Raw genomic sequence first — 13,115 nt, 5'->3', positions numbered from 1 at the left:
AGCATAGTTCAGGCTGGTTAACCATAAAATTTTACTTTCATTCGTAAAGGTTATGCTCATTCGCTAATCGTCAAACGCAATTTAAAGTAAAGAATGCGTACAGACGCTGCTTCGGTGAAGCTTTAAACTTCCTTCTTGCTGAGCGCAAGGAAAGTTTAGTCTGAGCGATATTTTGTTGAGGTGTAAGGGATAACATCAAGGATGGAATGGACGATGTGATTATTAGAAAAGATGTGATCAATTAGAAAAGAAATAAGCCCAGGCCCGGAACGCCCTTCATTCCGGGGTTGAGATTGAATTTTTCGGCGGGTGTTTGCAGGGAATAATTCGATGTTATTTACTCCTGTAATTACACAATTTCGAAAAGGTAAAAATTTCTATAAGGAGCAATACGAATAAAACCCATCTGACGTATGAAAACAGACTACGGATAGGCTATACAAAAAGGAAGCCGGAGGTGTTCCACCACCTCCGGCGAAGATCCATTTGCCTGTGGGCAAATGGAAAAATAAATGTTTGTAAAAAACCCCTAAATCTATGAAAAAATCTCAACCGTATGATGTGAGATACCTCCCTCATTTTACGCTATTTAACAAAGAAAATATTCACGTAAAGTTCATGTTGGCACTGGTGCTATTGGCTGCCAGTTCATTTCAGGTTCAGGCCCTCGGACCCATTCCAGCTTTCAGCGTAAGCGGCCGTGTCGTTGATGAAAACGGAGAGGCCGTCCCTGGCGCTAACATCCTGGAAAAGGGTACGACGAATGGAACAACTACAGGTTCAAATGGCGACTATCAATTAAACGTTTCCGATGGCAACGCTACGCTTGTAATTTCATTTATTGGCTATGCCACACAGGAAATAGCGGTTAATAATCAAACAGTAATTAATGTCAGTTTAGTCCTGGATACCCAAGCCTTGAGCGAAGTGGTTGTGGTTGGATACGGCAGTCAGTTAAAAAAAGAAATCACAGGATCCGTCCAGACCGTAACCAGTAAAGACTTGAAAGACATACCTGTTTCCCAGGTAACGCAAAAATTACAAGGACGTTTAGCGGGTGTTCAAATTAACCAAGCAACGGGCAAGCCTGGTCAAGGTATGTCCGTCAGGATTCGTGGGCAGTTGTCTGTTACCGGAGGAAGCGATCCTTTGTTTGTTGTTGACGGCTTTCCTATTACAGGAAACATCGGGTCTATTAATCCAGATGAAATTGAAGATATCACCATTCTAAAGGATGCCGCTTCTACTTCGTTATATGGATCACGGGCCGCGAATGGTGTGGTGTTGATTACTACGAAAAAAGGAAAAAGCGGACAAACAACGGTCAGCTTCAATACCTTCGTCGGTTTTCAAAAAGTCCCAATGAAAGGCCGGATACAAATGATGGATGCGGTTGAATTTGCGCAGTTCAAAAAAGAATATTACGAGGATGCAGGCCAACCTGTCCCCGATGTTTTTCAGGACCCTTCACAATATGAAGGTAAGAACAACGACTGGTATGATGCGTTGTTAAGAACTGCACCGGTTCAAAGCTATAACCTGACCATTGGTTCTCACAGAGATAAAATAAGTACCGCTCTGGTGGCCGGTGTGTTCAATCAGCAAGGAGTGGTGCTGAACAACGAATACAAAAGATACTCGCTTCGCATGAATACTGAGTATGAGATATCTGACAAAGTGAAAGTCGGGTTTAACATAGCGCCATCTTATGTTTTCGATAATACACCAAGGACAGATGGAGATCGGGGAACAGGAATTCTTTTCAACGCATTACATACCTGGCCGATCATGCCCATCTATGATGAGAACGGCGAACTGACTATGTTCAACAGATTCCCGGGTAACACTGGAAATATTTTTGCGTATGCCAACTGGGTTAGATCTGCTGAAGAATTGGTGAACGAAACCAAAACTATCAACCTGCTGTCGAATGCTTTTCTCGAGTACAGTCCTATTAAAGGATTGGTATTAAAATCCACTTTCAATGCGGAATTATTAAGCTCCAAATTTTTCTTTTTCAATCCTTCGACAGCAACAAGCAGTATCAATGTTCCGCTGCCTACCACAGCGGTTTCCATTCGGGAAAATGTTGACAATGTTGCATGGCTAAACGAAAATCTGGCGACATATTCCAGGACATTTAATAACAACCACAACTTTGAACTTCTGGCAGGATTTACCACACAACAGTTTCGGCAGGAAGTTAGCAGGATTATGGCCGATACTTACGCTGATGACCGCCTGCCTACCATACAAGGTGCCATCAACATTAACAGGGCCACCAATACGGCAAATCTTTTTACTGCAAGGACTAGTGTCGGGGCCAACACAGGAAGTGGTGTGCAGGAATGGAGCCTGACATCATTCTTATCGAGACTTACTTACAATTACAAGGGAAAATATTTATTAACGGCTGCCGTACGAAGCGATGGGTCTTCCCGCTTTGGTTCTAAAAACCGATGGGGAACTTTTCCATCTGCATCGCTTGGATGGCTTGTGTCTGATGAAAGCTTCCTTAAAAATGTCGATAAAATATCTTTCGCGAAAATCCGAACCAGCTATGGTGTAACGGGGAACAACAACATCGGTAATTATACCCAATATGCACTCATCAATAATACCGTCAATGCAGTGTTTGGTAGCAACGTGGCACCGGGTTCAGTAGTCACTTCGTTATCCAATCCTAATTTAGGATGGGAAACGACCAAGCAATTTGATGTGGGTATGGATTTGGGTTTGTTTAATGACAGGGTTCAATTGGTTTACGACTACTATGTGAAGAATACTACTAATTTACTTTACAGCGTACAGATTGCACAAGAATCCGGTTTCACCAATTACAATGACAACATAGGGGAAATTAAATTCTGGGGACATGAAGTTGCACTGACTACACAGAATACAACTGGAAAATTGAGATGGACTACGAATGCAAATATTTCTTTTAACCGAAATAAAGTGATTGCGCTGGCTGATGGTATTGACCGTGTATATGGCACTTTCAACATAACAAAAGTAGGACACCCATTCGGCCAGTTTTATGGTCACCAGGCTCAAGGGGTTTACCTGAACGCAGCAGACCTTGCTAATTCTCCCCAGGTACCTGGACGTTCAACTGTAGGCAGCATCAAATTAACGGATCAAAATGGCGATGGAATCATTACCAACGGTGGCGATAATGACGATCGTGTTATCCTTGGCAATCCTTTTCCAAAATTCATTTACGGAATTACCAACACTCTGAATTATGGAAAATTTGATTTCACCATTGTGGGCTCTGGCTCCTATGGAAACCAACTTCTGGCGCGACATTTATACAGTACCGCCAACCTGGATGGTGTTTTTAACTTGTTGAAGGAAGTAAAATACCGCTTCCGCTCTGAAGACAATCCTGGAAAGGGATTTTTTGGTACAACTGTCGGTGGAGGCAACGTAACGGGTATTGAAAGAGATTGGATGAATAGCCGTTACATCGTAGACGCTTCATTTTTCACCATTAAAAATATCACGCTTGGATATAATATCAGTGCTGCCAATAAATTTTTCAAGTCAGCCCGTATTTATGCGTCGGTTCAGCAAGTTTATGTGTTTACAAACTATTGGGGTGGTCCCAATCCTGAAACCAGCGCGCAAGGCGATGGCCAGGGAGATGGAGGTAATTTAAGCCAGGGATTAGACCTTTCAAATTACCCTGTTCCTCGTACGTATACGCTTGGGGTTAATCTCAATTTTTAATCACCAGGCCATTGGAAAGAATTATCCATTAACACCTTATCCACAAACATGAAAACGAAAATCATATTTATATGGCTTGTGACTTTTTTACTTACAAGCTGCCAAGATGAATTCCTAACAATAGTCCCTGAAACCGCTTTGAGTTCGGCTACATTTTTTACGAAAGAGGCCGACTTTCAACAAGCTGTCAATGGTGCATACGTTCCGCTTCGAAGCATTGTTAACGACAGAGCCTGGCTCTTAGGTGAGATGCACTCTGATAATACTTACTATGCCAGAAATATCCTTTTTGGTGCCACAGAGCAACAAGAGGACATTGCTGATTTTGCTATTCCTGTAGCTGGCGGTGTTACCTCCAATACACACGTATTGAATCAATACCGGTTGGACTACCAAATTATATCACGCACAAATCAGGTCTTAGCGCTTATTGACGATGTGGAATTTGGTGAGGCCTCGAAGAATAACTTAAAGGGACAAGCATATTTTCTGAGAGCCTTCGCTTATTTCGAGCTTGTCCGTTATTTCGGAAAAGTACCTTTACATTTGGAGCCTGTAGAAAATCGCGAAGGTGCTGCTTTACCATTGGCTTCGGAAGAAGAGATATATGCGCAGATCATAAACGATGCAACAGAAGCAATTAATTTGTTACCGCTCAAATCTGCACAAGAAGCAGGCCGGGCTACATCAGGTGCAGCCAGAACGTTATTGGCCAATGTATACATCGTACAAAAAAAATGGGCTGAAGCAGAGTCTCTCTTGATGGAAGTTGTTAATAGTAATGAGTATCAGTTGATACCCAACTACGCTGAAGTTTTTTCCACCTCTACTGGAAATAAAAACAATATGGAATCGGTGTTTGAAGTTCAGTTTCTGGAAGGATCCGCGGGGCTTAACGGAACGTTCATATATAATTTCTTACCGCGCCCGATGACCTCCGATGAACTTAAAACGATAACCGGGACTTCCAATGCGCAGCCACTTACTGGAGAGGGAAATAATATTCCAACACCGGATATCATTGCCGCTTATGAACCAGGAGATGAAAGAAAAGATGCGTCCATCGCTTATATTACCTTAAGCGGAAGTTTGCGGGATGATAAGGTGTATCCTTACATTAAGAAATTTGCTAAAACCCATGCTTTGCATAACAACCACGGTACCAATTGGCCGATATATCGCTATTCAGAAGTGCTCCTCTTTTTGGCTGAAGCTTTAAATGAGCAAGGCAAAGACGGCTCTATGTATCTGGATCTCGTGCGTGAGCGTGCAGGTCTAGGGGCTGCGCAGGGTGATATGCGTGAAGCGATTTATCATGAGAGAAGGGTTGAATTAGCTTTTGAAAATAAACGCTGGTTTGACCTGGTTCGAACAGGCCGGGCGGTTGACGTTATTACTGCTTATGGGGCACGGATCAAATCAAATCCGCTGGACTACTATTATCCTGCCGGCGCTGTTCCCCGGAGTCATGCGTTTACTAATATAGATTTGTATTACGCACTTCCGGCGGATGAAGCTGCATTGAGTCCTTATTTTTAATTTTAGATATCTCGGCGATGAGTATTTTTTAAAATGATGTGATCAAGTTTTCGCAACGCTCTTCCCGGATAAAAGTTAGTTTATTACAGTAAATTGTATGGAGCACTACAAGATGTAATGCTCCATACAATTGCACTCCAACAGTTAATTCAGTTTTACATAAAGCTTCGTCATTATGTTTTTGATCAAGTCGTTGACGTTGTCTTACCCCTTGTAAAATCTCATCTGTACTAATTTCAGTTTTTTAAAATCACTATTTGACATAGCCTATGCGTGATTCAAAGCATCACCACTTTGCTGTGGTTGTGTTGTGTATCGAATCAGTGTTAAACAAAAATCATCAATGCATGTTATGTCTAAAACACTTAGCGATGGAAATCCTGTATATTGAAGATGACGATGATGATATTGAATTATTTCAAGAAGCGCTCTCCCGTATGGATGCGAACATCAAACTTATTTCCGCTTATAGTTTTTCAGACGCTTTAACGAAGCTCAGCGGAGATGTTTGTCGGCCCGATGCAATCTTCGTTGATTATCATTTACCAGGCCTCGATGGTTATCAATGTGTGAAGGATTTAAAAAATGATGAGGCTTTGAAATACACACCCATTATCCTCATCTCTTCAACCATAACAAGTCGCCAAGTGGATGACTTTAATAAACTTGGCGTGTATTATTTTTTATCGAAGACTGCTTTGTTATCAGACCTGGAACCGGCGTTAAAAGTAATCATCGACTCTTTGTGTAAAGGGCAGGAAAACAAGTAGATGCAAGGTGCTGACATGGTTTGAAATTACCAATCTTACCACGCGTTTGCAAGATATCAGCGACCTGAAAAGTGTGTTTAGCATCCACAAAAAATAACACGCTACATCTGGCCCGCATTGTGTTTTAGTGATTTTACAACCGATTCGCCAGTTTTAATTTTCCAAATCTTATAACTAAAACTAACTTAACGCCTCCAATTCAATATCTAAAATAATTCATTCTATGACCTCTAAAATAAAGTCATTGCGCGTACTGGTTGTGGGATGCGGAAATATGGGAACTTCTCATGCTACTGCATATCACACCATGGATGGTTTTCAAATTTGTGGCATCGTGTCAACCGGAAAAAGCAAGGACGTACTAAACGACAAACTTGGTGGCAGCTACGAATTATTTAGCAGTTATGATGAAGCTCTCGAGAAAACGCAACCGGATGCCGTCTGTATATCAACCTATCCGGATACACATGAAAGTTTCGCCATTAAAGCCTTTGAGAAAGGCTGTCATGTATTTATTGAAAAACCGGTAGCGGATTCTGTGGAAGGCGCCGAACGGGTGGTAAGGGCGGCAACAAAAGCAAAAAAGAAATTAGTAGTGGGATACATCCTGAGACATCATCCTTCCTGGGAGCGGTTTATACATTTGTCGCGCGAGCTGGGCAAACCACTGGTCATGCGAATGAATCTCAATCAGCAAAGTCACGGATATATGTGGGACGTTCATCGTAATCTCATGAAAAGTTTAAGCCCGATCGTTGATTGTGGTGTGCATTATATTGACGTAATGTGTCAGATGACGCGAAGCAAACCTGTGCAGGTAAGTGCCATCGGCGCGCGGCTCACAGATGACATCCCGGTAGGAAATTATAATTATGGTCAGTTACAAATTCGTTTTGAAGATGGATCGGTCGGCTGGTATGAAGCCGGATGGGGTCCAATGATCAGTGAGACTGCTTTTTTTGTGAAAGATGTAATTGGCCCAAAAGGCTGTGTTTCTATCGTTGCAAAAGATGCCGGTGGAAGTGGTAAATCCGATTCTGTAGATTCGCACTCCAAAACAGAATCCCTTAGATTCCATCATGCAGAACTTGATAAGAACAATGAATTCGTAAAAAAGGATACATTGATTAACCTGCAGGACGAACCGGACCATCAGGAATTATGCAACCGCGAACAACGATATTTCCTAAAAGCTATTCAGGAGAATATTGACCTGACTGATCATATGCAGGATGCGGTTAACAGTTTACGAATAGCCTTTGCGTGTGACGAATCTGTGCGCACCGGAAAAGTGGTGTCACTGCTTTAGAGTTTACTAAATCCTTTTGGTTTGGTAATGGTGAAGACTCTTGCTATTGTAAAACCGAAATGAATGTCACCGTCGAAGAAGTTACCCGTGGTTTCTGATATAAATGACCGTTCTGTTAGGCCTGTTGAGTTCGTAAAATTTAATTGGAATACATGGCCGCCAGTCTCAATATCAAAGCCTATAGCAATTGAGTTCTGAGTTCCTTGAAACCGAAACTGCGGAAGCTGATAATAATATTCAGCGTTAATGCTAATTCGTTTACTGATTTTAAGCCGCCCCCCGGCACCAATCGCAAAAATATCATTTGAATCATTAGCACCCTTCACCAAATTGTAATGAATGAGGGTCGGCATGAGCTGAAGCGATAGTCCTTCGCTGAATTTCCGGCCCACCAGCAGTTGGCCTGTATAGGATAAGTTGGATGATAAATAATTTTCACGCGTCTGATCTTCAAATTTTAGTGACTTATACATCATGGAACCGACGATGCTTAACGTAATGGGCATACGTTCTTGCGCTTGCCTTAAGAGTTTGAATTTGGTAAAGCCATCAAATTGTTTTTGATATGTACTTCGCCCAACGCCAATCATCCATCGCTTCGACAATCCATAATCTAAACCAAGTCTCATGGTAGCTTGATCAAGTCCAAAAAGTTCGTAGGACCCACCATTGATATAGCCAAATCTGTGAGAGATGCGCAAATCCAGTACCCCTTGCGCAACATTCTCAACGGAGTGGCCATTGATGATACGCGTGGTTTTAAATGTCGCTGCAGTAAAATCGGGTTTCTGATCCTGTCTGGCTTCCTCTTCCAACATTTTCATCAAATCCTCCTGAGCGAAAGCCGAAATAGAAAAACCAAGAAGAACCACTGTCATTTTAAATGTTAAACTAGATCTTGGCCTCATAACGACAATCAATTTTGACTTCTACGGATTCAGCGATTTTTTCCGCAACAAGGGCGGGCCTTTCGATATTGTAATCAGCAAGCTTGACAGGGAATGTTGATTTGACTGTAACTTTTCCCTTATCAATAATAAGTGTACCGGAAGGTGTAATATGTTTTTTAACACCATGAATGGTGAGGTCACCATCTACCTTTACCGGATAAGTTCCATCCTTGGTGAAATCAATCTCAGCAAGATTAATGATCTTTCCCTGAAAGGTCGATTTTGGAATCTTATCTGACTGCATGTAATTCTCATTAAAATGTTCTTCCATCAATGCCTTTTCAAATCGAAAGCCTTTAACCAAAACAGCAAAAACGATTTCACCTGTTATCGGATTGATCATGCTGTTGACTTCATTATTGACAGCTTCAATATTTTCCATAGGCGTATTCGAAAAGAAAAATGCCTGGCCATTACGTGTCTTATAAATGCTTTGACCATAACACATTATATTCATCAACGTTATAATCACCAGGGTTCCTATCGTTTTCATGCTTGATTAAAATTTATTATACTTATTAATTACTTCCCGCACCCATCGTTATCCAATCCTGAATTTTTTGAATATCACATGACGACATTTTACTGCCATTCTTCGGCATGGGTGAAAAACCTGAGGCATGGTTAATACTTCCCGTAAGTGTACCATTGTTCACGTATTTAATAACTTCATTAAAGGAATCTAATCTTATCCCCGCCGATGCAGATGAGCCTGCGTGACAGTTGTTGCATTTCGCGTTTAATAGCGGAAGCACATCGGTAGTAAAAGTTGGGTTAGCGATGGGCGTACAGTTAGCGCTTTGCGGATAAAGAATTTCCTCCTTATCGTAGTAGCAGCCCACTAACAATAATGCACCCACTACCCCAAGGAATTTTATAATGCCTGCATTCACGAACGTTGCTATTCGAACCGGCAAATGGAAAATACTAAAGTATTGTTTGTTTCTAAAACACCGTATTGTCTTTAGATTCGTCATGGCAAATCTTTTAATTGTTAGGCGCTCCTGAATCAATCCATTGCTTTATTTGGGTAATCTGACAATCCGAAAGCTTTCCTCCTTGCGGCATCGGTGAGTACCCAACTGCATGCGTGATACTACCCAATAACTTTCCGTTCGCCACCTGAACTTTCACGTCAGCGTACGTTGACAAATCGATATTCCCTCCCAATGAACCTGCTTTATGACATCCCGTACAACTCCTATTTAGAATTGGTTGAATAGCAGCAGCATATGTGAAACTAGAAGCATCACAAAAACAATTACAGTTTGTTGTGTTTTTTGCACCTTGGTTGATCCATGCGGCAATGGAATCTTTTTGTGACTGAGATAAAGGAGCGTCAGGCGGCATTTGATCCTCTCCGCTGGCAAAAAGCACTTTGTATAACTTGCTTTCCCCTGCATTTCCTGGGGATATTCCCTCCCTTACTATATGAGCATAACTATCGAGAACATAACCTTCTTCTGCGGTCTTTGAATCATGACAATTACTTCGTGCGCAAGAAGATAAAAAGATTGGAAGAACACTGCTTTCAAAACATACATCACCACCACTGACGCAACCGGGAACTGTCGGTCCTTCGCCATCCAATAGACTTGGATCGGTAAATGGGTCATGTACACATGCATCAAGAAAAAAAGAAACATAAATCACCACTACAAGAAATGATGTGCTTCTTCCGCCTTGCAAAAAATTTGATTGCTGTTGCATAAAAATTAATCTACTCCGACAGTATTCCTTGCGTAATGACGACGTCGGATAAATATCCGGTACAAATTCCCTTTATTGAAACCTGCATACCGCGCCGAACATTAGCTTTACCATTTGCCATGGTACAGCTAACTCCATAAAGTGGATTATCAGTCTCCAATAAAAGTACGGACGCACCCATCTGATTGGTCATCACTTCGGATACTTCGCCGCTTACCTCTACTACCTTGTCGAGATACTTCAGATTGGCAGTGACTTCATCAGTTTCGAAAGATTTAAAGAGCTGCACCGCATCTATCCGGATTGATTGTTCTTTTTCCACCGATCGGTGTTCCTTATTGTAAAGTCTATACCCCACAATTATCACCCCCGCAATGGAAATGATAAGTATGATAACCGTCGTTCGCATTGTTAACGAGTGATTAGCCGCTCCCAACAATAACTTTTGAAGATAAACCATATTGTTCACCATCCCTTCTATTTTTTAATACCGGCTTCACTGCCTATTGCTTATCGCAAAAGAAAACTAAGATTCTGAATTTTTTCTGAATCTATTTTGGCTTTTCGAATTGATTTTAAATTTTTTTCTATTGAAACGAACCAGATTTAAGAATATTTTGTTTTGGACCAATGCCCGAGTATTGCAGTTAATTTTTGTATATAGCCATAAGGTTGCAAATAGCTAAGATCCCTTGTTATATCCACTGTTTTAATAAGTGCATCTCTTCACTTTTCAACTTGTCATCTGTGATTCTTAAGATGAGAAATATAATGGCGCAACAAATACTGCGTCAGTTTAATTTAGGCAAATCGTAGATTATAGTTTTAATAAGACGGCCACATTATTAAATCAAATGATGCCACCTTAAAATCTCGTCGTCCACCAAACGTAGCACCGAGTCGTCGCGTCAAATCTAAACGATAGAATTCTTCAAGGCGCAAACAAACAAAAAACTTAGCGCAGATGGGATAGTGAACACATATTTCTATATTATTCAATATTATCGCTGTTGTAACAGGTTCCATCAGTGTCGTTTGGTATGAGTCGGTAAAAGCTTTCTAAAGAAAGAGAGATCAAAATAATATCGAACGCGTGTGACTTGCTCCAAAATGAAAATTAGAGCCTGGTAACGCGCCTTTACTCGAAAACCTTCTGGTATCTACCTCCGTTCAAATAAAAGATTGATTAATCTCGATAGCATGGTCGGATATTCAGAATTTAAACCAAATGTATCGCTTCAGCCTTTCATCGAATGCATTTGGTCTTTAAAGTCGACCAGTACGTTCTTCAGCAAACGCGAACGCATTATACCCGGCGGGCGGATTGAAATGTTTTTTAATTTAGGCAATCCTGCTACGTGGATCGATTCCAAGTATCCTTCAAATTCCCAACACTACGCCGGAGCGTATTTGCTTGGCCCAAGAAACAGGCACTTCTTTGTTGAAATGAGTGGTACAATCGACATGATTGGCGTGCGACTCAGACATGGCGCAATCGCCGCATGTACAACGATGCCGGCACACGTTTTATTAAACCAGGTAATCCCGTTAAATCAACTCTTTGGAAAAGATGCAGATCATTTGGTAGACCAACTTATTGAAAGCAAAGATGAGCGTCAACAAGTAAACATGATAGAAAGATTTTTATCAACAGTGATCCAGGCAGATTCGACGATATGTAAAACGCTTGAGTTGATTTCCTGGGTTAAAAAAGGTGAATCCACACCTATCAATATGTTAAGTGACAAAACGGGGATACACTACAAAAAGCTCGAACGTACTTTTTCTCAATACACAGGTTACACCCCGAAAAATTTTAGTCGCGTCATACGATTTTATGAAGCGCTGCGTCGGTTGAAAAAGTCAGGTTCATCGCTCACATGTGTGGGATTGAATGCTGGTTACTACGACCAGTCACATTTTATACGGGATTTTAAAGCATTCACAGGAAAATCACCAACGCAGTTTCAAGAGGAGAATCCCACGATCGCGAATTTGCTGCTTCAAAGTCCGCATGTCTAAAATATACAAGTTCCGGAAGTAATCACTTTGTTAGTTTGTAAAAAATGGAGCGCTATGAAACGAATTTCCTTCCTTTCCAATATTGTTATTATTTACCTGTTAACCATGGGAAATGCCTTGGCACAGGTGGGGCAACGTACCATCTCCTACGAGGATAAAAGCAGGGAGCGAAAACTGATCACCGAAATATGGTATCCGACAAATCAAATCGCTACCGACAATAACGAATCACCTTTTATCCGACTATCAACGGTACGAGACGCTCCAATATCAAACGGAAAATTCCCATTAATCCTGTTTTCGCATGGCACTGGTGGCGGGCGACTTACCGTTGAATGGTTTTGTGCCGGGTTAGCGGCTAAAGGTTTCGTCGTCGCTGCGGTAGATCACTTTGGAAATACATTCGATAACCCAATTCCCGAAGCTTTTGCAAAATTCTGGGAACGTCCACAAGACCTTCACTATGTACTGGATCAACTCATCACTTCGGATATTGCTTCGTCTATAAATCAAAGCGCTATCGGCGCTGCCGGATTTTCTCTTGGTGGATACACCAGCCTCGCGCTCGCGGGAGGAAAACTGGACTATCAATCGCTCGTGAATTATTTCAAAACTGAAGATGGTAAAAAAGAAGCCAATATTCCAGAAATGCCCGGCCTGATTTCCTTCTTCGACAGACCAGAAATTCAAGAGTCGTTTAAGAAAGCACCTTCCCTTCACGATCCACGGATTAAAAGTGTTTTTGTAATGTCTCCAGCGCTTGGTCAAGGGTTTCCTTCCAAAGAAAATTTCAAAGATCTAACCGTACCGGTTTTTATTGTGGCCGGGGGTAATGACCAGATCTGCCCGGTAAAAACAAATGCTTCACATTATTCAAGCCTGATCTCCAAAGCTCAATTTAAGATCGTCGGAACCCATGCTGGCCACTATGTATTTTTAAATGAAGCAAAAGAAGGATTAAAAAATGAAGCTCCTGTGTTCTTTAAAGATATCGATGGCGTCGATCGTCGACAAATTCATGATCAAACGCTTAGCTATGCCGTTGATCATTTTATAAAAACTTTGAAGAAGTAGGTTTAA

Annotated in this window: 11 protein-coding genes; 6 read left to right on the top strand and 5 right to left on the bottom strand. The window is 41.4% G+C overall.

Translation table 11 applies throughout. The features are described 5' to 3' along the window. Window positions 1-537 precede the first annotated feature (537 nt). The 4 genes from P2W71_RS10385 (at window position 538) to P2W71_RS10370 (ending at window position 7,353) form a co-directional block, all read left to right on the top strand. Window positions 538-3,735, top strand: coding sequence for a TonB-dependent receptor (locus P2W71_RS10385; protein WP_276370535.1), 3,198 nt, complete (start codon window positions 538-540; stop codon window positions 3,733-3,735). Between the two features lie 48 nt (window positions 3,736-3,783). Then, window positions 3,784-5,274 carry a RagB/SusD family nutrient uptake outer membrane protein gene (locus P2W71_RS10380; RefSeq protein ID WP_276370533.1) on the top strand — a complete coding sequence of 497 codons (1,491 nt, stop codon included), beginning with the start codon at window positions 3,784-3,786 and terminating at the stop codon, window positions 5,272-5,274. Window positions 5,275-5,645: 371 nt separating this feature from the next. Continuing rightward, window positions 5,646-6,044: a response regulator gene (locus P2W71_RS10375; RefSeq protein ID WP_276370531.1), complete on the top strand. Its 399-nt coding sequence runs from the start codon at window positions 5,646-5,648 to the stop codon at window positions 6,042-6,044. 223 nt (window positions 6,045-6,267) lie between these two features. Beyond that, window positions 6,268-7,353 (top strand): Gfo/Idh/MocA family oxidoreductase, encoded by a 1,086-nt coding sequence (locus P2W71_RS10370; RefSeq protein WP_276370529.1) that lies wholly within the window; start codon window positions 6,268-6,270, stop codon window positions 7,351-7,353. Here P2W71_RS10370 and P2W71_RS10365 read toward each other — a convergent pair. Genes P2W71_RS10365 through P2W71_RS10345 form a run of 5 tightly spaced genes read right to left on the bottom strand, consistent with a single transcriptional unit; the run spans window position 7,350 to window position 10,485 of the window. Then, window positions 7,350-8,231: a DUF5777 family beta-barrel protein gene (locus P2W71_RS10365; protein WP_276370527.1), complete on the bottom strand. Its 882-nt coding sequence runs from the start codon at window positions 8,229-8,231 to the stop codon at window positions 7,350-7,352. The genes P2W71_RS10370 and P2W71_RS10365 overlap by 4 nt on opposite strands. A 13-nt stretch (window positions 8,232-8,244) precedes the next feature. Next, a complete protein-coding gene (locus P2W71_RS10360; RefSeq protein WP_276370525.1) occupies window positions 8,245-8,796 on the bottom strand; it encodes a YceI family protein in 552 nt (183 codons plus the stop codon). 25 nt (window positions 8,797-8,821) lie between these two features. Then, window positions 8,822-9,280, bottom strand: a complete 459-nt coding sequence (locus tag P2W71_RS10355) for a hypothetical protein (RefSeq protein ID WP_276370523.1) — start codon at window positions 9,278-9,280, stop codon at window positions 8,822-8,824. A gap of 10 nt (window positions 9,281-9,290) precedes the next feature. Then, window positions 9,291-10,013 (bottom strand): c-type cytochrome, encoded by a 723-nt coding sequence (locus P2W71_RS10350; RefSeq protein ID WP_276370521.1) that lies wholly within the window; start codon window positions 10,011-10,013, stop codon window positions 9,291-9,293. 10 nt (window positions 10,014-10,023) lie between these two features. Then, window positions 10,024-10,485 (bottom strand): hypothetical protein, encoded by a 462-nt coding sequence (locus P2W71_RS10345; protein ID WP_276370519.1) that lies wholly within the window; start codon window positions 10,483-10,485, stop codon window positions 10,024-10,026. Window positions 10,486-11,213: 728 nt separating this feature from the next. Here P2W71_RS10345 and P2W71_RS10340 point away from each other — a divergent pair. Both P2W71_RS10340 and P2W71_RS10335 read left to right on the top strand, forming a co-directional pair. Next, window positions 11,214-12,035, top strand: a complete 822-nt coding sequence (locus P2W71_RS10340) for a helix-turn-helix domain-containing protein (protein WP_276370517.1) — start codon at window positions 11,214-11,216, stop codon at window positions 12,033-12,035. A 54-nt stretch (window positions 12,036-12,089) separates the two neighbouring features. Then, window positions 12,090-13,109 carry an alpha/beta fold hydrolase gene (locus P2W71_RS10335; protein ID WP_276370515.1) on the top strand — a complete coding sequence of 340 codons (1,020 nt, stop codon included), beginning with the start codon at window positions 12,090-12,092 and terminating at the stop codon, window positions 13,107-13,109. Window positions 13,110-13,115: the final 6 nt, after the last annotated feature.

Source organism: Chryseolinea sp. H1M3-3, assembly GCF_029360725.1.
GTDB lineage: Bacteria > Bacteroidota > Bacteroidia > Cytophagales > Cyclobacteriaceae > Chryseolinea.
This window is presented reverse-complemented; position numbering and strand designations above follow the sequence as displayed.

What these genes read in the sequence shown, in the direction of transcription:
- P2W71_RS10370 (WP_276370529.1), top strand. Translation starts at nt 6,268, where the DNA reads ATGACCTCTAAAATAAAGTCATTGCGCGTACTGGTTGTGGGATGCGGA.
- P2W71_RS10350 (WP_276370521.1), bottom strand. Translation starts at nt 10,013, where the DNA reads ATGCAACAGCAATCAAATTTTTTGCAAGGCGGAAGAAGCACATCATTT.
- P2W71_RS10365 (WP_276370527.1), bottom strand. Translation starts at nt 8,231, where the DNA reads ATGACAGTGGTTCTTCTTGGTTTTTCTATTTCGGCTTTCGCTCAGGAG.
- P2W71_RS10360 (WP_276370525.1), bottom strand. Translation starts at nt 8,796, where the DNA reads ATGAAAACGATAGGAACCCTGGTGATTATAACGTTGATGAATATAATG.
- P2W71_RS10335 (WP_276370515.1), top strand. Translation starts at nt 12,090, where the DNA reads ATGAAACGAATTTCCTTCCTTTCCAATATTGTTATTATTTACCTGTTA.
- P2W71_RS10375 (WP_276370531.1), top strand. Translation starts at nt 5,646, where the DNA reads ATGGAAATCCTGTATATTGAAGATGACGATGATGATATTGAATTATTT.
- P2W71_RS10345 (WP_276370519.1), bottom strand. Translation starts at nt 10,485, where the DNA reads ATGGTGAACAATATGGTTTATCTTCAAAAGTTATTGTTGGGAGCGGCT.
- P2W71_RS10380 (WP_276370533.1), top strand. Translation starts at nt 3,784, where the DNA reads ATGAAAACGAAAATCATATTTATATGGCTTGTGACTTTTTTACTTACA.
- P2W71_RS10340 (WP_276370517.1), top strand. Translation starts at nt 11,214, where the DNA reads ATGGTCGGATATTCAGAATTTAAACCAAATGTATCGCTTCAGCCTTTC.
- P2W71_RS10385 (WP_276370535.1), top strand. Translation starts at nt 538, where the DNA reads ATGAAAAAATCTCAACCGTATGATGTGAGATACCTCCCTCATTTTACG.
- P2W71_RS10355 (WP_276370523.1), bottom strand. Translation starts at nt 9,280, where the DNA reads ATGACGAATCTAAAGACAATACGGTGTTTTAGAAACAAACAATACTTT.